This is a genomic window from Streptomyces barringtoniae, assembly GCF_020819595.1.
Lineage (GTDB): Bacteria > Actinomycetota > Actinomycetes > Streptomycetales > Streptomycetaceae > Streptomyces > Streptomyces barringtoniae.
Window position 1 is genome coordinate 74549 of the sequence record NZ_JAJHNP010000010.1, and the last position, 19723, is coordinate 94271.

The following is a 19723-nucleotide window of genomic DNA, read 5'->3' on the forward strand; positions in this document are numbered from 1 at the left end:
ACGACGTATGCCGGATGGTTGCACGGCCGTCAGCGACACACGCCGACAGGGGGGTTCGGCGGGAGGGTCGACGGGGTCGCCTCAACGGGATGCGGTGACCGGCTCCTCCGGTTCGGGGCGGCCGACGAAGGTGCGCCACAGTTCGGCGTACCGGCCGTCGCGGGCGAGGAGTTCGTCGTGGGTGCCGTCCTCCGCCACCCGGCCGCGGTCCATCACCACCACCCGGTCCGCGCGGGCCGCCGTGGTCAGGCGGTGGGCGACCACCAGCGTCGTACGGCGGCCCGCCAGGCGGTCGGTGGCCTGGTTGACCTGGGCCTCGGTGGCCAGGTCCAGGGCGGCCGTGGCCTCGTCGAGGAGCAGGACGTCGGGGTCGACGAGTTCGGCGCGGGCGAGCGCGATCAGCTGGCGCTGGCCGGCCGAGAGGTTGCGGCCGCGCTCGGCGACCTCGTGCAGATAGCCGCCCTCCAGCGTGGCGATCATCTCGTGCGCGCCGACCGCCCGCGCCGCCGCCTCCACCTCGGCGTCGGTGGCGTCGGGGCGGCCGTAGGCGATCGCGTCCCGGACGGTGCCCGGGAAGAGGTACGCCTCCTGCGGGACGACCCCGAGGCGGTGCCGGTACGAGGTCAGGTCCAACGCGCGCACATCCGTGCCGTCGACCGTGACCCGGCCCGCGGTGGGGTCGTAGAACCGCGCCACCAGCTTGACCAGGGTCGACTTGCCGGCGCCCGTCTCGCCGACGAAGGCCACGGTCTGCCCGGCCGGGATCGTCAACTCGATGCCGGTGAGCGCCTCTTCGTCGTCACCGTAGGCGAAGTGCACGTCCTCGAAGGCGATCTCGCCCCGCAGGGACGGCACTTCGCGGGGCTCGTCCGCCGGCTTCGTGGACGTCGGCTCGCGCAGCAGCTCCTGGATGCGGCCCAGGGAGACGGTGGCCTGCTGGTAGCCGTCGAAGACCTGGGACAGCTGCTGGACCGGCGCGAAGAACAGGTCGATGTAGAGCAGGTAGGCGACCAGGGCGCCGGTCGTCAGGGTGGCGGCCTCCACCCGGCCCGCGCCCGCGATCAGCACCGAGGCCGCCGCGACGGACGACAGCAGCTGCACGAACGGGAAGTAGATCGATATCAGCCACTGGCCGCGGATGCGGGCGCGCCGGTAGCTGTCGCTGCGCTCGGCGAACCGCCGACCGCCGTCCCGCTCGCGCCCGAAGGCCTGCACGATCCGCAGCCCGGCGACCGACTCCTGCAGGTCGGCGTTGACCACCGAGACGCGTTCCCGGGCGAGTTCGTACGCCTTCACGCTGGCCCGGCGGAAGAAGAAGGTCGCGACGATCAGCGGGGGCAGGGTGGCGAAGACGACGAGCGCGAGCTGGAGGTCGATCACCAGCAGGACGCCCATGATGCCGAAGAAGGTGACGACCGAGACGAACGCCGTGACCAGACCCGTCTGGAGGAAGGTGGACAGGGCGTCGACGTCCGTGGTCATCCTGGTCATGATCCGGCCGGTCAGCTCGCGCTCGTAGTAGTCGAGGCCGAGCCGCTGGAGCTGGGCGAAGATCTTCAGCCGCAGCGTGTACAGCACCCGCTCGCCGGTACGGCCCGTCATCCGGGTCTCGCCGATCTGCGCGACCCACTGGACGAGTACGGTGACCAGGCCCAGCAGGGACGCCGCCCACACCGCGCCGAGGGCCATCTTCGTCACACCCGCGTCGATGCCGTGCCGGATCAGCACCGGCAGCAGCAGGCCCGCGCCCGCGTCCACGGCGACCAGCAGCAGGCTGAGCAGCAGGGGCGGGCCGAAGCCGCGCAGCAGGCGGCGCAGGCCGTAGGAGTCCTCCGGGAGGATCGCCCGGGCCTCGTCGATGCCGGGGGTGTCGGTGGCCGGGGGCAGCGCCTCCACCAGGGCGAGGAGCTCCGGGGTGGCGGGGGTGCCGGAGAGCGCCTGGTCCTTCGGTTCGCGGTCGCCGGTCCACAGCCTGGGGGTCACGCCCCGCTCGGCGTCGAACTCGGCGTCCAGTTCCTCCCGGACGGAGGTGTCCTCGTGCGGCACGGCGGGCTCGACCCGGCCCGGGGAGACCCCGCCCAGCTCGTCCGCGTCGGTGAGCAGCCGGCGGTAGAGGGCCGAGCGCTGCTGGAGTTCCTCGTGCGTGCCGAGGTCCGCGAGCCGGCCGCCGTCGAGGACGGCGATGCGGTCGGCGAGGTTGAGCGTGGAGCGGCGGTGCGCGATGAGCAGGGTCGTACGGCCCTCCATGACGTGCTTGAGGGCCTCGTGGATCTCGTGTTCCACGCGGGCGTCGACGGCGGAGGTGGCGTCGTCGAGGACCAGGAGCCGCGGGTCGGTGAGCAGGGCGCGGGCGAGTGCGACGCGCTGGCGCTGGCCGCCGGAGAGGGTCAGGCCCTGCTCGCCGACCTTGGTGTCGTAGCCCTCGGGGAGCTCGGCGATGAAACGGTCCGCCTGGGCGGCGCGGGCGGCGGCCTCGATCTCCTCCTGGGTCGCGTCCGGGCGGCCGTAGGCGATGTTGTTGCGGACGGTGTCGGAGAAGAGGAAGGAGTCCTCGGGGACGAGCCCGATCGCGGCCCGCAGGCTGTCCAGGGTGAGCTCGCGGACGTCGTGGCCGCCGATCAGGACCGCGCCGTGGGTGACGTCGTAGAAGCGCGGCAGCAGCAGGGAGAGGGTGGACTTGCCGGAGCCGGAGGAGCCGACGACGGCCAGGGTCTCGCCGGGCCGGATCTCGAAGGTCAGCCCGTCGAGGACCTTGGCCCCGCTGCCGTACCCGAAGGACACGTCGTCGAACTCGACGGTCGCGGGCGCGTCGGCCGGGAGGGTCTTGGTGCCCTCCTGGAGCGTCGGCTCGGTGTCGATCAGTTCCAGGACGCGCTCGGTGCCGGCGCGGGCCTGCTGGCCGACGGTGAGGACCATGGCGAGCATGCGGACCGGGCCGACCAGCTGGGCCAGGTAGGTGGAGAAGGCGACGAAGGTGCCGAGCGTGATGTGGCCGCGGACGGCCAGCCAGCCGCCGAGGGCCAGCATGGCGACCTGGCCGAGGGCGGGCACGGCCTGGAGGGCCGGGGTGTACTTGCTGTTCAGCCGGATCGTGCGCAGCCGCCCCGCGAACAGCTTGCGCCCGACCTCCCTGAGCTTGCCGGTCTCCTGCTCCTCCTGCCCGAAGCCCTTCACCACGCGGACGCCGCTGACGGCGCCGTCGACCACGCCCGCGACGGCGGCGGCCTGCGCCTGGGCGTACCAGGTGGCGGGGTGGAGCTTGCTGCGGCTGCGCTTGGCTATCCAGCCGAGCGCGGGCGCGACGGCGAGGGCGACCAGGGTCAGGGGCGGCGACAGCCACGCCATGATCACCAGGGACATCAGGAAGAGCAGGACGTTCCCGATCGTCATCGGGAGCATGAAGAGCAGGCCCTGAATCAGCTGGAGGTCGCTGGTGGCCCGGCCGACGACCTGCCCCGTGGACAGCTCGTCCTGACGGCGGCCGTCGAGGCGGGTGATCGTGCCGTACATGTCGGTCCGCAGGTCGTGCTGGACGTCGAGGGCGAGGCGGCCGCCGTAGTAGCGGCGGATGTAGGTGAGGACGTAGACGAGGAGGGCCGCGCCGATCAGGGCACCGGCCCAGGGGGCCATGGAGCGGGTGTGGTTCCCGATCACGTCGTCGATGATCGCCTTGGTGATCAGCGGGACGACGGCCATGACGGCCATGCCGCCCACGGAGGAGCCGAGGGCGAGGACGACGTCCTTCGGATACCGCCAGGCGTATGCCGCCAGGCGTCGTGCCCATCCCCGTTGCGCTGCCACGCGGGTGCCTTCCTGTTGTCCTGGTCTACCGGAAGGCACCAACGCGGATGGGGGCCGATTTCATCCCCCTGCAACAAACCGGGGGCGGGTTCGGAGGCGTACTCCCAGGTGTCAGACGCGTACCCGCAGGTAATAGAACCTCGTCGTCTGGGCCGGGTTCTGGTTGTCGTCGCTCACCAGGAGGACCTTCAGACGGCCCTGGTGATCACGGCCGGTGATCGTCATGCCCTCGATGTTGTCCAGCAGGGGATTCGGCTGGGGCTGCTTGGCCGTGGCACCGAGGGAGGGGCAGGCGGCGATGTCGGTCAGCAGGGTCTTCCTGATCAGGCGGACGGACGGCTGTCCCGTCAGGTTCTCGATGCCGCTGGTGTCGGTCGCGTGGCGGAGGTCGGCCAGGTAGAGGCGGACGGTGTTGCCGACGCCGGAGGTGAAGCCGCGCTCCAGGACGAGGAGGCGGCCGTCGGGCGTGGCCTGGACCTCCGGGACGCCGAGGCCTGCGTCGGTGCGGTAGGCGTACTGGGCGGAGAGGCGGAAGTGGCCGCCCTTCGTGCGCTGCCAGGTCTGGAAGCGCACGATCCCCGTCGAGTCGCCCGAGATCGCGTCCTCCATGGAGGCCAGCAGGGTGTGGCCGCCGGGCAGCAGGGTCAGGCCCTCGAAGGTCTGGTTGGCGGTGGCGCGGCCGGCCGGGGCGACGAGGAGGGAGGAGGGGACCGGGAGCCGGTCGAGGATCCTGCCGTCGGCGGAGTAGCGGCGAACGGACGGCTCGGTCTCGGAGGTGATGAGGCGGGTGCCGTCGCCGTCGATGACCAGTCCCTCGGAGTCGAGGTCGGCGCCCTTTTCGTCGGCGAGGCGGACGGCGGACCTCGGCTGGAGGGTCCGTGGGTCCAGGGTGAACAGGGAGGAGCGGTCCTCCAGCGCGGCCAGCGAGCCGTCCCGGTCCACCGCGAGGGCGGAGAAGTTGCCGACGAAGGTGCCGTCGTACGTCGTCTTGTCGAGCGCGTCGGAGAAGCGGTCGATGGAGACGGACGGCGAACAGGCGTTGCCGCTCGCGGAGTCGGTGGCGTTCGCGGGCCCGGCGGCGGTCAGGGCGGTGGCCGCCGCCAGGCCGGCGGTCAGGGTGGCGAGTACGGTTCTCAGGCGCATGCCGGTCACCGTAGGACGGGCGGATGTCCCGCGGGAGACCGTCCCGTGAACCGGTTCGTGAACCGGCTCGCGCACCGGCTCACGAACCGGCTTGTGCGGGGCCGGACCTGCGTCAGCCCTGCGGGGGCACGGCGACGAACGCCTCGCTGGGCCGGCTGGTCGGGGTGTAGACCGCAGTGCCGGAGGTGGTCGGCACGATGTCCTTGTGGATGGCCTTGGCGACGTTCTGGATGGTGGTGACGCCGTAGTCCATGGTGCTGTTGTCCTGGGTCAGCACCGAGATCATGTAGTCGTGGCCGGCACCGTTGAAGGTGCCGAGACTGTGCACCCGCCAGCCGTGCGTCGCGCGCTGCAGCCAGCCGTTCTTGACGTGCACGGAGACGGTGGACGGCGCGCCCGCCGGGGTGCCCCAGCGCTGCGCGGAGACGACCTCGCCCATCAGCTTCAGGATGTAGGCGCGGGAGTTGTCGCTCAGCACGCTGTTCCTGGCGGTGACGAGCCTGAGCAGCTTCTGCTCGTCGGTGACGTTCTCCTGGGTCAGGCCCCAGTAGCCGTTCGCACCCGGCACGGTCTTCGTCATCCCGGCGGCGGCGAGGAAGCCCTTGATCTTGGTGAGGCCGAGCTGCTTCCACAGCGCGGTCGTCGCGTCGTTGTCCGACCTGGTGATCATGGCCTTGGTGAGCGAGATCTCGCGGTCGGTCAGATAGCGGTTGTGCTTCTTTGCGTCCCACAGCAGCGTGGCGAGCACGGTGACCTTGACGGTGCTGGCCGAGTCGTAGGAGCTGGTGGCGCGCAGGGTGCAGGTGGTGCTGGTGCTGCGGTCGTACAGGCCGAGCGCCACGGTGCTCCTGCGGCCTGCCAGGGCGGCCGTGATGTCCTTCTGCAGCTTGGCGGCGAGGCCCGCCTTGGCGGACGTACAGCTGACGGTGGGCGTGGCCGCGGCGGCCGGGGTGGCGGCGGCCACGGTGGGTATGAGCAGCGCGGCGCCGAGGGCCGCGGCGAGCGCGCCGGTACGCCTTGAGGTCCGGGGATTCATGCACCAGTTGACGCGTGAGACTGGCCGAAAGTTGCACGCCGGTTCCGGTGGCGGGACGTTCGAGGAGTCCGGGAGATGGCAATGATTCGGTCGTGCCAGAGGACTCGGAGAGCGTTCACAGGCGTTCGGGGCGGCTGTTCGCGGCGTTGGCCGCGCTGCACTTCCTGGCCGCGCCGAACCGCGAGCTGCCCCGCCCGGACGCGTTCAAGGCGAAGGACGAACTGCCGAAACGCCTACAGGGCCTCAAACAGGGTCTGTACGACGACCTGGCCCTGGCGCGCGGCCGAGGAGGCGCCCACTGGAAGGCGGCATCCGGGATATTCCGGTCGATACCTTCCTTCCTGGAGCCGGGACGGCTGTCGCCCCACACGATCAGCCTCAAGGAGTCGGCAGACCACCGGGCCGGATACGAGGCCCAACTGGACACGCTGAGGAAGGACTTCCCCGGCCTGCTGCCCTGAGCCGCCTCACCCGGCTCCCACCGACCCACAGCTTCCCCCCAGGTGCACCACAGCCCGCTCCCATCGCCGGTCTGCAGGGTGCACTGGTGACATCTGCCACCGATCCCCTCCCCCACGCCACTACGGCGACCCCCGCTCCCCCGGCACCGGACACGGCACCGCCGGAGCGCGCGCCCCGATGGTCGCTCCCCGCGCTGCTGGCGATCCTGCTGCTGGCGGCCGCGCTCTACACGTGGAAACTCTCGGGCGCCGGCCTCAACAGCTTCTACAGCGCGGCCGTCTACAGCGGCACACAGAACTGGAAGGCGTGGTTCTTCGGCTCGCTCGACGCCGGGAACTTCCTCACCGTCGACAAACCGCCGTTCGCCGACATGGTGATGAGCCTGTCCTGCCGGATCCTCGGCTTCGGCACCTGGCAGATGATGCTGCCGGAGGTCGCGGCCGGGCTCGCCACGATCTGGATCCTGCACTCCTGCGTGAAGCGGACGTTCGGGCACGCGGCGGCGGCCGTGGCCGCGCTGGTCCTCGCGCTGACCCCGATCACCGTCGCCATCAACCGGGACAACAACCCCGACACGATCCTCGTGCTGCTGATGGTCGGGGGCGCGGCCCTCGCCCTGCGCGCGGTGACGAACGGCCGGCTGCTGCCGCTGCTCGGCTCGGCGGCCTGCTTCGGCCTCGCCTTCAACACCAAGATGCTCGCGGGCTACATCGCGCTGCCCGCCGTCCTCGCGGTCTACCTGCTCGCGGCGCGCCCGAAGCTCGTACGGCGGATCGTGAACCTGCTGCTCGCCGGCGTGGTCCTGGCGGTCTCCAGCTTCTGGTGGGCGGTCGCCGTGTCCCTCGTCCCGGCCTCCGAACGGCCGTACATCGGCGGTTCGACGGACGGCACCGCCTGGAACCTGATCACGGGCTACAACGGCCTCGGCCGGATCTTCGGCGGCGAGGGCAACGGCGGTGGTGGCAGGGGCGGCGGAGGCGGCTTCTCCGGCTCCGCGGGTCTCGGCCGGATGTTCAACGACATCCTGGGCGGCCAGATCTCCTGGCTGCTCCCCTTCTCCGCCGTGGCGTTGGTCGCCGGCCTGATCCTGTGCGGCCGCGCCCCGCGCACCGACCGCACCCGGGCCGCGCTCGTCCTCTGGGGCGGCTGGACGGTGCTGCACTACGTGACCTTCGCGACCGCCGAGGGCACGATGCACCCGTACTACACGACCGCCCTCGCACCCGGCATCGCGGCGCTGTGCGGCGGCGGTGGCGTGATGCTCCTGCGCGCCTTCCGCACCGACAGGCGCTGGGCGTGGGCCCTGCCGGCCGGTCTCGCCGTCACGGCGGTCTGGTCGATCGTCCTGCTCCGCCGGGCCGCCGGCTGGAACACCTGGTTGTGGCCGACGGTCGGCGTGGTGATGGCGGCGGCGATCGCCGGTCTGTTCGTCTTCCGGTCGGGCAAGCGGGTGCGGCTGCTCGCGGCATCCGTGGCTGCGGCGGTCGTCGCCGCACTCGCGGGCCCGGCGGCGTACGCCTGGTCGGTGCCGTCCGGTTCGGTCGGCGGCATGCGCGGAACGAACCCGACGGCGGGCCCCTCGACGGGCGGCGGCTTCGGCGGCCCCGGTGGGGGCAGGGGCTTCGGCGGGGGCGGCTTCCCGGGTGGCGGTGAGCTGCCGGGGCAGAGCGGCGGGACCGCACCCGGCGGATCGGCGAGCGGCGCGCCCGGGGGCGCCTCGGGCGGAGTGCCGGGCGGAGCCTCCGGCGGGCAGATGCCGAGCGGCGGACAGCAGTCCGGTGGCTTCCCCGGCGGCGAACTCCCCGGAGGCCAGGGCACGCCGGGTGGTACGGCCTCGGGCGGAACCGGCGCCCCGAGCGGCGGCTCGGCAGGCCCAGGCGGCCGTATGGGAACCGGCATGGGCGGCGGCATGATGCGCGGGGCGAACAGCGAGCTGATCGCCTACCTGAAGAAGCACCAGGACGGCGCCACCTGGCTGCTCGCGGTCTCCAACTCGCAGAGCGCGGCCCAGATCGAGCTGAGCGCCAGGGTCCCGGTCATCTCCATGTGGGGGTTCACCGGCACCGACCAGGCGATGACCGTCGCCAAGCTCGAGGAGCTGGTCAAGAAGGGCGAACTGCACTACATCCAGCTCGGCGGCGGCATGATGGGCGGCGGCCCCGGAGGGAACAACAACAGCGTGTCGTCCCTGGTGACGGCCTGGGTGATGAAGCACGGGACGCTGGTGAAGGAGAGCGCGTACAGCAAGAGCGCGACTTCCTCGACGTCGAAGCAGAAGTCATCCTCCTCGTCGTCCTCTTCCTCCTCTTCCGCCAACCAGTCCACGATCTACCGTCTGGACCCGTCGGACGTGAGCTGAAACCGACTCAACCCCACAGCGCGCCAAGGGCCCGGCTTCCCTTGGCGCGCTGTGCTGTCGGGCTGACCCGAGAAGCGAGCGGTCCAAACGGCCGCTTGCTCACTCCTCGGTGAACAACTCCCCCGCGTCGGTGGCGTGTACGGCTCGCTGGGCCCAGACCTCCAGTTGATCGAGGTCCGTGCAGGCTTCCACTCGCTCGCGGACGTCGTCGGGCACGGGAAGCTCGCGCCATTCCAGGATGCGCAGGATCATCTCCCGGCGATCCTCGATTCGGCCCTGTTCCCGGCCTTCCGCGCGTACCTGCTCGGCCAGCGGGTGTCGCCAGAAGTACTGGATCGACGTCATCAACTTCCTTTCCATCGGCGTGATCAACGAGCTAGGCCGCCACAAGTTCGCACCACACGAACTTCCCCCGGTCCCCGAACCGAGCCGTCGGCTGCCACCCCCAGTACTCCGCGCACGCCTTCACCAGCCCCAACCCGCGTCCGTCCTCCAACTCCGCCACCTGCTCCAGCGGACGCGGCGGGTCCGGGGGCGCCGGGTCGCTGTCCCACGCCCCGATCCACACCATCCCCTCCGGGGTACGGCGGACCCTGAGCGCGGCCGGCCCCTTCGTGTGGCGTACGGCGTTCGAGACCAGCTCCGTCGCCAGCAACTCCGCAGTGTCCACCAGGCCGATCAGACCGTGCAGGGTGAGGATCAGGCGCAGGGTGCGGCGGCAGACCGTCACGGCTCTGAGGTCGTTCGGGATGTAGAGCGTGTAGTCCCAGGTCTCGTTTTCGGACATGCGTCATCGACTCCAGTCGGTGAAGGGGCATTTCGCGCGCGGTGGCCTGCCGCAGCCGCCACGGCAGGACGGCGCGGTGCACTTCCGGTGCGTGTTCGCTACATCACCGACGGTAGAGCAAAAATTTTTCCTCCTGCAAGCGGCTCCCGTAATCTGGCACCCGAACGAGGCAGGACGGAACGGCGGTTGAGGGCGGAGGGTGATGGCACCGAGAAGCCAACCCACAGCACGGCAGGTACGTCTGGGCACCGAGTTGCGCAGGCTGCGGGAAGCCGCCGGCTTGAAAGCCCGCGAGGTGGCCGGGCTGCTCAGCTCGACGTCGGCGCAGATGAGCCAGGTCGAGGCGGGCCTCGCGGGTGTCAGCGAAGAGCGGGTACGGCGGCTGGCCGCGCACTACGCCTGCGCCGACGAGGCTTTGATCGACGCCTTGGTCGCCATGGCCACGGAGCGCACGCAGGGCTGGTGGGAGGAGTACCGCGGAGTGCTTCCACCGGTGTTCCTGGACGTCGCCGAGACCGAGCACCACGGTACGTTCCTGCGCGAGGTCGTCACCAGCCACGTCCCCGGCCTGCTCCAGACCCCCGACTACGCCCGTGCGGTCTTCGGCTACATGGTCCCCGAACTGCCGGGGAGCGAGTTGAAGCCCCGGGTCGAGCACCGGATGAGGCGCAGATCCGTACTCGAGCGTGAGGCCTCCGTCCCCTACGAGACGATCGTCCACGAGGCGGCCCTGCGCATCCTGGTCTCCGACCGCAGGGCCGCTCGCGCCCAACTCGCCGAGATTCTGCGGGCGATCGAGCTCGGGCACGCCACCGTCCGGGTCATCCCCTTCGCCAGGGAGGGCTTCGCCGGGGCCGGCATCGAGATGATGTACGTGGGTGGTTCACTCCCCCGCCTCGACACCGTGCTGCGCGACGCTCCGCACGGCACCGCCTTCATCGATGCCGAATCCCAGCTGGCGCGCTTCCGGGCACTGCTCAATAAGCTGGAGAAAGCAGCACTGCAGCCCGTGGAGTCACGGGACTTCATCCACCGCATGACGAAGGAACTGTGAGGCAGCCCGTATGGCCCAGGCCGTCCGCTGGCAGAAGTCGTCCTACTCCGGCGGAGGGGACGGCAACACGTGCGTCGAAGTCGCCCACCTGGACACCCACATAGCCGTCCGCGACTCAAAGGCCCCCGCCCGGGCCACCCTCACCTTCCCGGCCGCCGCCTTCGCCCCGTTCCTCGAAGCCCTGAAGGTGGCTGACTCCACGCGGGCGGGCTTCACTCACCGGTGAGGTACGTCTGCCTCGACCCGGACGGCACAGGCACCGGTTGGGTGTTCGTCATCGTCGCGGCCGGGACCGGCGTCGTCTACAAGGTGCAGGGTGGTGGCCACCGCTGTGCCCAATACGCGCAGGAGGGCTATCTCATCCCCGTGTTCGGGCGGGGCCTGGACCAGGAGCTGAAGGACATCTTCGTCGGTGAGCTGAAGGGGCACGGTGCCCGCCGCGGAGGCTGGCCGCCGGCGCTGCTCGACCGGCTGCGCGCGGCCGTCGCCCTCCACGTGTACGGTTCCGCGAACCGGGACGACCTGTTTCCCACCCCACTCGCCCTCGACGAGTCCCGCCTCGCCGACATCGACGAGGCGTGGGTACCGGTCGTCACCCCCGACGGGCCCGGCGTGCTCGTCTGGGAGAACTCCGACTAGCCCCTACTGCTCCGGGCCGAAGCAGCGCCGCTTGCCGTCCCGGACCAGGCAGGCCCGCACCTGGTCCAGGTCGGACGGGGTGGCGGCGACCATCGGGGTGGACAGGGAGTCCTTGGCGTCGTACCGGTCCTTGACCTCGATCCGCCAGGGCGCGTGATGCGGTACGAGGATCTCCGCGCGGTCCCCCACCTTCCCGAGGTCGATCCGCGCCCACACCGCACCGCAGACCGTACTGTGCCGGATCTTCACCACCGTCGGCCCGGGGAAGCTCTGCCGCCCCAGGGTCACCGGCACGGGATCGGCTCCGCAGCCGTACGTCTCGGGGTCCTTGCCCGTGCAGCCCGTGCCGTGGCATCCCTGCACCGGTGCGGAGGGAGACGGGGACGGGGATGCACTCGAGCCGGACTCGCTGAAGGCGCCGGTGGCCGCCAGCGCCAGGACGAGCGCGGCTACCGTGAGCCCACCGCCCATGACTGCGGCGATCAGGCCGCGCCGGGCCGGACGCGGAACCGAAGGCAGGAGCGACTCGGCAGGGGCAGGCGCGGGCACTCCCGTAGGAGGGCGCCCGCCCGCCGCACGCCCGGCAGACGCACGCCCACCCGCCGCGCGCCCGCTGGCCACCGCGTCGGCCAGTTCCCACAGCGCGAGCGCCCGCCCGGGGTCCTCGCCCGCCAGTTCGCACAGTTTTGCGACGGCCTGCCGGGGCGGGACGGTCCTGCCGTTCAGGTAGCGGTCCCAGGACGACTTGCTGTACGGCGTCTTCGCGGCCAGTGCGGCGAGGCTCAGCCCGGTCCGGGCCCGCAGCCCGCGCAGTGTCTCCGCCAGCCGTTCGCACTCCAGCGGCCGGGCGACGGACGGGTCACCGGAGGTCATTTCCGCAGCGCCCCCCAGGTGTCCTCGCCGACGACCCCGTCCACGCGCAGGTGTGCCCGGTCCTGCATCCGCTCCACCGCGCGCTCGGTGCGGGAGCCGAACGCCCCGTCGGCCATCCCCGGTGAGAAGCCGTGGTGGCGCAGCAGGCACTGCGCCTCTACGACGGACCACTGCGACGATCCCATGCCGATCAGGTCGACGCGGGTCCTGCTGTACCCCGCGTACAGCAGCCCGTCCTCGGCACGGTGCACCTTGCAGGGGTAGTCCTTGCCCGCCCGGAACACGAACGCTCCCTCCGCCGCCGCTCCGGTCCCTCGGGCCGACTCCGTGGCACTCGCCGAGACCGGCCGGCCGGCGGTCCGTTTCCCGCCGCCGTCCCAGGGCGCGGCCACCAGCAGGGCGATCACCACCGTCACGAGCAGGGCCGACGCCAGTACGGCCGACGCCAGGACGCCGGCACGTGTCCGCCGTCCCCGGCCGTCTCCGCCCGCGTCCTGTCCCTCCTCGTTCGGTTCCGCCTCCGCCGCGTGGTTGGAACCGTGCTCTGCGCCCCGCCCCGCCGCCACCGCCACCTCGTGCAGGGCCAGCAGCCGGGCCGGGTCGATGTCGCAGGCGCGGGCCAGTGCCGCGACCGCCTCCTGCGGCGGTAACGAACGGCCGTTGAGGTAGCGGTCCCACGAGGCACGGCTGTACCCCGTCCGGGCGGCCAACGCCTGCAGGCCGAGACCGCTGTGGTCCTTCATACGGCGCATCTGTACGGCAAGTCGTCGCACTCGCGGGTCGAGCGAGTCCGGCAACTGCTTCCAACGAGACATGTTCCACCCCATGTCTGTTGCAACTCCCCCGGACGATGATGCCCGCCGGGCGCCCGTGGTTCCCGTCAACGGCCTTTCGAGCACACGGTTCCGGCCACGCCACCGGCGTGCGCGCGTCCCGCCGGCGACTCAGCGCACTGGGCGTTCTCGCAGGTCGGCGGGTGGGACGTCCCGCACCGACGGCACTTGCCAGGCAGGCCTGTACCCGTTCTGGGCCCGCCCCGCACAGTCGGTGGTGCACGACGGGCGGTGCGGTCCACCCCGCACCGCCCCAGGCACCCGGCTGCCCGTCCCCACGGGGGTGGGGCGGGCGGCCTCAGGGCAACCGACACCAAGGAGCATCCATGCGATTCCGCATCGCGACCGCGGCCGTCCTGACCGCGTGCGCCATGGCCGGCAGCGGCCTGGCCGTCTCCGCACAGGCCGCCTCGGCCGACACGCACGCCGCGTCGTCCGCGGCCCGCCCGACGTGTCCGTATCCGTACGTCTGCTTCTACAACGGCAACACGATGACGGGAAAGTTCAAGGACACCGGGTACTGGCAGTCGCTCGGCGCGAGCCGCAACGCGAAGGGCGCGGTCAACACCCGGCACGACGACGTGGCCTACGTGAGGTTCTCCAACCACCCGGCCATCTGCATGAAGCCCGGTGAGGGCTGGGCCTTCAACGGGGCGCACCCGACGCAGGTCTACATCAGCAGCTCCAGCACCTGCCACTGAGGCCGTCTCGGCCCCGGCCGGTCCGCCCCGGCGCAGGATCCGCACCCGCGCCGGGGCGGCGCCGTGCAGCACTCCCTAACCGAGATGCGTCGGCGCGAACATCCGCAGCACCGCCGGGAGGACGACCACCGACGGGCCCGGCGCCGCCAGCGCCTTCGCCAGGTCCTCCTCCAGGGTCTGCGGGGTCGTACGGACGCCCGGCACCCCGAAGGACTCCGCCAGCGCCACATAGTCGGGGCGCGTCAGTTCCGTCGCGGTCGGCTGGCCGAAGGCGTCCGTCATGTACTCGCGGAGGATGCCGTAGCCGCCGTCGTCGACGATCAGCCAGGTGACCGGCAGGTCGTACTGGCGGGCCGTGGCCAGTTCCGCGATCGAGTACAGCGCGCCGCCGTCGCCCGACACCGCCAGGACCGGGCGCGTGGGATCCGCGGCCGCCGCGCCCAGTGCCGCCGGGAAGCCGTAGCCGAGGCCGCCGGCGCCCTGCGCGGAGTGCATGGTGTTCGCGCCCCGGGGGTCGAAGGCCGACCACGCCCAGTACGCCAGGATCGTCATGTCCCAGAAGGACGGGGAGCCGACGGGCAGGGCGCGCCGGACGGCTCCCAACGCCTCCTGTTCCAGGGTGAGTTCCTGGGAGGCGATGCGTTCACCGACTCGGGACAGCAGCTCCCGCACCCGCCCCGGCGCCGACTCGTCCGTGCGCTCCTCGACCGTCTCCAGCAGCGCCTGCAGGGCAAGCCGGGCGTCGGCGTGGATGCCCAGCGCCGCGTGGTTGGACTCCAGCTTGCCGAGGTCGGCCTCGACCTGGATCACTCGGCCGCGTGGCTTGAACGTGTGGTAGTTGGAGGAGAGTTCGCCCAGGCCCGAGCCGACCACCAGCAGGACGTCCGCGTCCTCCAGGAAGTCCGTCGTGAACCGGTCCTCCAGCCAGGACTGCATCGACAGCGGATGCTCCCACGGGAACGCGCCCTTGCCGCCGAAGGTCGTGACCACCGGCGCGTCCAGCCTCTCGGCCAGCGCCCTCAGCTTCCCGGAGGCGTCCGACCGTACGACCCCGCCGCCCGCGATGATCGCCGGACGCTCGGCCCGTGACAGCAAGTCGGCCGCCACCGCCGTCAGTTCGGGACGCGGGACCAGGTCCTCGGGAGTCGCGTCCGGCGCCGTCACCACCGGCAGGGCGGTCGGAGCCAGCAGCACGTCCTGCGGGATCTCCACCCACACCGGGCCGTGCGGTGCCGTCAGCGCCGACTTCCAGGCCGCCGCGATCGCGGAGGGGATCTGGGACTGGGTGCGGACGGTGTGGACGGACTTGACCACGCCGCGGAACGAGGCCGCCTGGTCCGGGAGTTCGTGCAGGTAGCCGTGGCGGCCGCCGCCCAGGCCGGGCGTCGGGATCTGGCTGCTGATCGCCAGGACAGGGGCGGATGCCGCCGCCGCCTCCTGCAGCGCCGCCAGTGACGTCAGCGCGCCCGGGCCGGTCGACAGCAGCAGCGGCGCCGCCTCGCCCGTCACACGGCCGTACGCGTCCGCCGCGAAGCCCGCGTTGTTCTCCACCCGCAGGCCCACATAGCGCAGAGAGGACCTGCGCAGGGCGTCGAACATGCCGAGGGCGTGCTGGCCGGGCAGGCCGAAGACGGTCGTCGCGCCCAGCCCGGCCAGGGTCTCCACGACCAGGTCTCCGCCGTTGCGCCCCGAAGGGGGGTTCAGTGCAGCGGTGATCTGCGCCGGCGTCGGGCGGAGTACCAGGTCGTGGTCGTGAGTCACAGCTCTCGTTCCCCTAGGGAGAGTCAGGCGTTGCGGGCCGCCGCGATCTGGCGGCTCATGATGGTGGTCAGTTCGTAGGCCGTGTGCGAGGCCGCGACCGAGGTGATCTCCGCGTGGTCGTACGCCGGGGCGACCTCGACGACGTCCGCCGAGACCAGGTTGCACGAAGCCAGGCCGCGCAGGATCTCCAGCAGCTCCCGCGACGTCATGCCGCCCGCCTCCGGCGTGCCCGTGCCGGGGGCGTGCGCCGGGTCGAGGCAGTCGATGTCGATGGAGATGTACAGCGGGCGGTCGCCGATGCGCTGGCGCAGCTGGTCGGCCACCTCGTCGGCGCCCCGGCGGTAGATGTCCGCGGAGGTGACGATGCCGAAGCCCATCTTCTCGTCGTCGGTGAGGTCCTGCTTGCCGTACAGCGGGCCGCGGGTGCCGACGTGGGAGAGGGCCGAGGTGTCGAGGATGCCCTCCTCCACCGCGCGGCGGAACGGGGTGCCGTGCGTGTACTCGGCGCCGAAGTACGTGTCCCAGGTGTCCAGGTGGGCGTCGAAGTGCAGCAGGGCCACCGGACCGTGCTTCTTGGCCACGCTCCTCAGCAGCGGCAGCGCGATCGTGTGGTCGCCGCCCAGGGTCATCAGGCGGGCGCCGCTGCCGAGCAGCTCGTCCGCCGCGGCCTCGATGGTCTCGACGGCCTCGTTGATGTTGAACGGGTTCACCGCGATGTCGCCACCGTCGGCCACCTGCGCCAACGCGAACGGCGACGCGTCCTGCGCGGGGTTGTACGGGCGCAGCAGCCGGGACGCCTCGCGGATGGCGTTGCCGCCGAAGCGGGCGCCCGGCCGGTACGAGACGCCGGAGTCGAACGGCACGCCCACCACGGCGACGTCGGCGGTGCCGACCTCGTCCAGGCGGGGCAGCCGGGCGAAGGTCGCGGGACCGGCGTACCGCGGGATGCGGGAGGAGTCGACGGGGCCGCGGGGCGTCTCGTTGCTGCTCATGATGAAATGCCTTCTTTCTTGCGCTTCGTCGCGCATGTACTGCTTTCCATACGACTCTACTGGTGAGCCGGGACCGGTTCGGACGCGAGTTCGGGGTTCCGTCCCGCGAGGCGTTCACGCCAGGCGGCGAGGACGGTCTCGTCGGTGGGCCTGGTCGCCAGGGAGACGGCGACGTAGGCGACGAAGGAGGCGAGCAGGCCGTAGTAGACCGGCTCGTTGGCGAGGATGCCGTAGCCCGCCATCAGGCCGATGACCGCGAGGCCGCCGACGATCACCGAGGACAGCGCACCCTGCACCGTTCCGCGCTTCCACAGCAGGCCGCCGAGGATCGGCACGAGCAGGCCGCCGACGAGGAGGTTGTAGGCGACCGTCAGCGCCTCGACCACGTTGTTCAGGGCGATCGCGGTGCCGATCACGGCCACGCCCATGATCAGGATGAACAGGCGGTTGCCGCCGACCTCGTCATGATCCTCGCCGTCGCGCCGTACGGCCCCCCGCAGCCTGGACCAGATGTCGTTGTTGGCGACCGTGGCGCAGGCGATCAGGGCGCCGGAGGAGGTGGACATGACGGCGGCGAGGGCGGCGGCCAGGACCAGGCCGCGGACGCCGACGGGGAGTTCGTCCTTGACGATGGTGGCGAAGGCGTCGTCGGGGCTGGCGAGCTTGGGGTAGAGCACCTTGGCGGCCGTGCCGATCACCGCGCCGGCGAGGGCGTACGCCAGGCAGTAGGTTCCGGCCACCGTGCCGCCCCACTTGGCGGTCTTGTCGCTGCGGGCGGTGAACACGCGCTGCCAGATGTCCTGGCCGATCAGCATGCCGAACGTGTAGATCAGGACGTAGGTGAAGATCGTCTCGCCGCCGATGCCCAGCGGGTCGAAGTACGAGGTCGGCAGCTTGGCCTTCATCTCGCCGAAGCCGCCTGCCTTGACCACGGCGATGGGCAGGAGCAGGAGCAGCACGCCGATGGTCTTCACCACGAACTGGACCATGTCGGTCAGCGTGATGGACCACATGCCGCCGAGGGTGGAGTAGGCGACGACGATCGAGCCGCCGAGGATGATCGCGACGGTCCGGTTCATGTCGAACAGGACGTCGAAGATCGTGGCGTAGGCGATGGTCGAGGTGACCGCCAGCATGAGGGTGTACGCCCACATGACCACGCCGGAGATGACGCCGGCCCGGCCGCCGTAGCGCAGGTCCAGCATCTCGGAGACGGTGTAGACCTTCAGGCGGGCGATGCGGGCGGAGAAGAACACCGACAGGGCGAGCAGGCCGAGGCCGATGGTGAAGACCATCCAGGCGCCGGAGAGGCCGTACTGGTAGCCGAGGCCCACGCCGCCGATGGTGGAGGCGCCGCCGAGGACGATCGCCGCCATGGTGCCGGAGTACATGGCAGGCCCCAGGCGGCGGCCCGCCACCAGGAACTCGCTCTTGGACCTGGCGCGGCGCATGCCCCACCAGCCCATGGCCAGCATGCCGGCCAGATAGACGACGATCACTGTGTAGTCGACGGCCATGTGGGGCCCTCCTTCGCGCACATTCGGTGGCGTGTCGTGCAGATGCGGTGGGGACGCGCCGACAGCAGATCGCGGGGACATCCGCCCGTACCCGCGGCTGTCGGCCTGCCTTGACACTAGGTGGCCGGAAAGCGACTGCGAAGTGTACGTTTCATCCATATGAATGGGCGTGGATGGAGGGAACGCACACCATGCCGGAGACGATCACCCCAGCGGTCCCACCGACCCCACCCGTACCGCTCTCGGCCCTGCTGGCCCGCGAGGATCTCGCCCTGCGCCAGATCGCGGGCCCGTCCGACCCCTCGATCGTGATCCACTGGGCGCACACCTCGGAGATGGCCGACCCGTACCCGTATCTGCTGGGCGGCGAGCTGCTGCTCACGGCCGGGGTGCACGTCCCGGAGGCGGCGGGTTCGGATGGGGGCGCCCCCGGTCATGGGGGTTCCCCCGCTCGAGCGAAGTCGAGAGCGGGGGAGGATTCGAGACCGGGGGACTACTTCGACGGCTACGTCTCCCGGATCGTCGCGGCGGGCGGCGCGGCCCTCGGCTTCGGCCTGGCCCCGGTGCACGACACGGTCCCGCGCGCCCTGGTCGCGGCCTGCGACCACCACGGCCTCCCCCTCCTGGAGGTCCCGCCCCAGACCACGTTCTCCGGCGTGGCGCGCGCGGTGTGGCAGCTGATGGCCCAGGCCCGCCTGGCCGAGCTGCGCCGCGTCACGGAGGCCCAGCAGAGCCTCGCCGCGGCGGCCTCCCGCCCCGATCCGGTGCCTTCGGTGCTGCGCCAGCTGGCCCAGCGCCTGACCGGGCACGTGGTGCTGTACGGCCCCGACGGCACCGAGGTCGCGGCGGCGGGCCGGGAGCCGGCCCAGGGGGTGCGGGGGGCGCTCGCGGAGCTGTCGGGCGTGGTGCGGCCCGCGGGGCGTACGGCGCCCAGGGCCACCTCGGCCACCGACACCGTCGGCGACACCCACCTGGCCGTCTACGCCCTCGGCGCCGGCGAGGGGTTCGTGCTCGGCGTGGCCACCCCTCGGCGCGACCCCGGGGACCACACCATCGCCTCCGTCGCCGCCGTACTGCTGTCCCTGCTGACCGGTGAGCACCACAGCGGTGCCGGTGCCGCCCGCTCCTCCGCTCTCGTACGGCTGTTGCTGGGCTCCCCGCCCGAGCAGGTGGCCCCGCTGCTCGGCACCGGAAAGTGGCTGGTCGTACACGCGCGGCCGGAGGCTCAGTCGCCCGATGCCGTCACCGCGTCAGCGCTCGGGGCCGCGCTGGGCTCGCCGCTGGTCGACCTCGGGCAGGACGTCGTACGGGTGCTGGTGCCGGGCGGACGGGTGCCGGAGCCGCAGGCCGGCTGGACGCTCGGGGTGAGCGCCACCGTTGAGGCGCCCGAGTGGCCGGCCGCCGATGGGCAGGCGGCCCGTGCGCTCGCCCGGGCCCGCGCCACCCGCACCCCCCTGATCCGGCACGGTGCCCGGCCGGGGCTGGGGGACCTGGTGCCGCGGGCGGACGCCGAGGCACACGCCGGCGCGCTGCTCGCCCCGCTCGCCGGCCGCCCCGAGCTCACCGAGACCCTGCGCAACTGGCTTTCCCTGCACGGCAGTTGGGACCGTACGGCGGTGGCGCTGGAGGTGCACCGCAACACCGTGCGGCAGCGCATCGCCCGCTGTGCCGCCCTGTTGGACACCGACCTGGACGATCCGGACGTGCGCATGGAGCTGTGGTTCGCGCTGCGGCAGAGCTGACCGGCGGCACGTGAGCCCCGTCC

The 19723-nt window shown here is 71.8% G+C and carries 16 protein-coding genes and 1 pseudogene; 7 read left to right on the plus strand and 10 right to left on the minus strand.

Going from position 1 to position 19723, the window contains the following annotated elements:
- Positions 1 to 81: 81 nt before the first annotated feature.
- The 3 genes from LMU33_RS19540 to LMU33_RS19550 all read right to left on the minus strand — a co-directional run bounded on the left by LMU33_RS19540 (position 82) and on the right by LMU33_RS19550 (position 5980).
- Positions 82 to 3801 (minus strand): ABC transporter ATP-binding protein, encoded by a 3720-nt coding sequence (locus LMU33_RS19540; RefSeq protein WP_228621772.1) that lies wholly within the window; start codon positions 3799 to 3801, stop codon positions 82 to 84.
- Positions 3802 to 3912: 111 nt separating this feature from the next.
- Positions 3913 to 4944, minus strand: coding sequence for an esterase-like activity of phytase family protein (locus tag LMU33_RS19545; RefSeq protein WP_228621773.1), 1032 nt, complete (start codon positions 4942 to 4944; stop codon positions 3913 to 3915).
- A gap of 112 nt (positions 4945 to 5056) precedes the next feature.
- Positions 5057 to 5980 (minus strand): serine hydrolase, encoded by a 924-nt coding sequence (locus LMU33_RS19550; protein WP_228621774.1) that lies wholly within the window; start codon positions 5978 to 5980, stop codon positions 5057 to 5059.
- Positions 5981 to 6072: 92 nt separating this feature from the next.
- Between LMU33_RS19550 and LMU33_RS19555 the strand changes: the two genes are divergently transcribed.
- Together LMU33_RS19555 and LMU33_RS19560 are read left to right on the plus strand one after the other, a co-directional pair.
- Positions 6073 to 6441 (plus strand): hypothetical protein, encoded by a 369-nt coding sequence (locus LMU33_RS19555; RefSeq protein WP_228621775.1) that lies wholly within the window; start codon positions 6073 to 6075, stop codon positions 6439 to 6441.
- An 86-nt stretch (positions 6442 to 6527) separates the two neighbouring features.
- Positions 6528 to 8801: a glycosyltransferase family 39 protein gene (locus tag LMU33_RS19560; RefSeq protein ID WP_228621776.1), complete on the plus strand. Its 2274-nt coding sequence runs from the start codon at positions 6528 to 6530 to the stop codon at positions 8799 to 8801.
- A 99-nt stretch (positions 8802 to 8900) separates the two neighbouring features.
- On the opposite strand, the pseudogene LMU33_RS19565 reads toward LMU33_RS19560, so the two are convergent.
- Positions 8901 to 9161: pseudogene (locus tag LMU33_RS19565) on the minus strand (hypothetical protein); the annotation flags it as partial.
- A gap of 16 nt (positions 9162 to 9177) precedes the next feature.
- On the minus strand, positions 9178 to 9588 hold the full coding sequence (locus LMU33_RS19570; protein WP_228621777.1) for an ATP-binding protein: 411 nt from the start codon (positions 9586 to 9588) through the stop codon (positions 9178 to 9180).
- Positions 9589 to 9790: 202 nt separating this feature from the next.
- Between LMU33_RS19570 and LMU33_RS19575 the strand changes: the two genes are divergently transcribed.
- Genes LMU33_RS19575 through LMU33_RS19585 form a run of 3 tightly spaced genes read left to right on the plus strand, consistent with a single transcriptional unit; the run spans position 9791 to position 11281 of the window.
- Entirely contained in the window at positions 9791 to 10642 is an 852-nt protein-coding gene (locus LMU33_RS19575) for a helix-turn-helix domain-containing protein (RefSeq protein ID WP_228621778.1), read from the plus strand.
- Between the two features lie 10 nt (positions 10643 to 10652).
- Positions 10653 to 10868: a DUF397 domain-containing protein gene (locus LMU33_RS19580; protein WP_228621779.1), complete on the plus strand. Its 216-nt coding sequence runs from the start codon at positions 10653 to 10655 to the stop codon at positions 10866 to 10868.
- Positions 10865 to 11281 (plus strand): DUF6210 family protein, encoded by a 417-nt coding sequence (locus LMU33_RS19585; RefSeq protein ID WP_228621780.1) that lies wholly within the window; start codon positions 10865 to 10867, stop codon positions 11279 to 11281. The genes LMU33_RS19580 and LMU33_RS19585 overlap by 4 nt, the downstream gene beginning before the upstream one ends.
- Before the next feature lie 3 nt (positions 11282 to 11284).
- On the opposite strand, the gene LMU33_RS19590 is transcribed toward LMU33_RS19585, so the two are convergent.
- Both LMU33_RS19590 and LMU33_RS19595 read right to left on the minus strand, forming a co-directional pair.
- A complete protein-coding gene (locus LMU33_RS19590) occupies positions 11285 to 12154 on the minus strand; it encodes a helix-turn-helix domain-containing protein (protein ID WP_228621781.1) in 870 nt (289 codons plus the stop codon).
- On the minus strand, positions 12151 to 12969 hold the full coding sequence (locus LMU33_RS19595; protein WP_228621782.1) for a peptidoglycan-binding protein: 819 nt from the start codon (positions 12967 to 12969) through the stop codon (positions 12151 to 12153). The genes LMU33_RS19590 and LMU33_RS19595 overlap by 4 nt, the downstream gene beginning before the upstream one ends.
- A gap of 344 nt (positions 12970 to 13313) precedes the next feature.
- Here LMU33_RS19595 and LMU33_RS19600 point away from each other — a divergent pair, with 344 nt between their 5' ends.
- On the plus strand, positions 13314 to 13688 hold the full coding sequence (locus LMU33_RS19600) for a hypothetical protein (protein ID WP_228621783.1): 375 nt from the start codon (positions 13314 to 13316) through the stop codon (positions 13686 to 13688).
- A gap of 75 nt (positions 13689 to 13763) precedes the next feature.
- On the opposite strand, the gene LMU33_RS19605 is transcribed toward LMU33_RS19600, so the two are convergent.
- Genes LMU33_RS19605 through LMU33_RS19615 form a run of 3 tightly spaced genes read right to left on the minus strand, consistent with a single transcriptional unit; the run spans position 13764 to position 17958 of the window.
- Positions 13764 to 15449 (minus strand): thiamine pyrophosphate-binding protein, encoded by a 1686-nt coding sequence (locus tag LMU33_RS19605; protein ID WP_228621784.1) that lies wholly within the window; start codon positions 15447 to 15449, stop codon positions 13764 to 13766.
- A gap of 23 nt (positions 15450 to 15472) precedes the next feature.
- Positions 15473 to 16441 carry an agmatinase gene (gene speB, locus LMU33_RS19610; protein ID WP_228621785.1) on the minus strand — a complete coding sequence of 323 codons (969 nt, stop codon included), beginning with the start codon at positions 16439 to 16441 and terminating at the stop codon, positions 15473 to 15475.
- Between the two features lie 56 nt (positions 16442 to 16497).
- Positions 16498 to 17958: a sodium:solute symporter family protein gene (locus LMU33_RS19615; protein ID WP_228621786.1), complete on the minus strand. Its 1461-nt coding sequence runs from the start codon at positions 17956 to 17958 to the stop codon at positions 16498 to 16500.
- A 191-nt stretch (positions 17959 to 18149) separates the two neighbouring features.
- Here LMU33_RS19615 and LMU33_RS19620 point away from each other — a divergent pair, with 191 nt between their 5' ends.
- Positions 18150 to 19700 carry a PucR family transcriptional regulator gene (locus LMU33_RS19620; protein WP_228621787.1) on the plus strand — a complete coding sequence of 517 codons (1551 nt, stop codon included), beginning with the start codon at positions 18150 to 18152 and terminating at the stop codon, positions 19698 to 19700.
- Positions 19701 to 19723 lie beyond the last annotated feature (23 nt).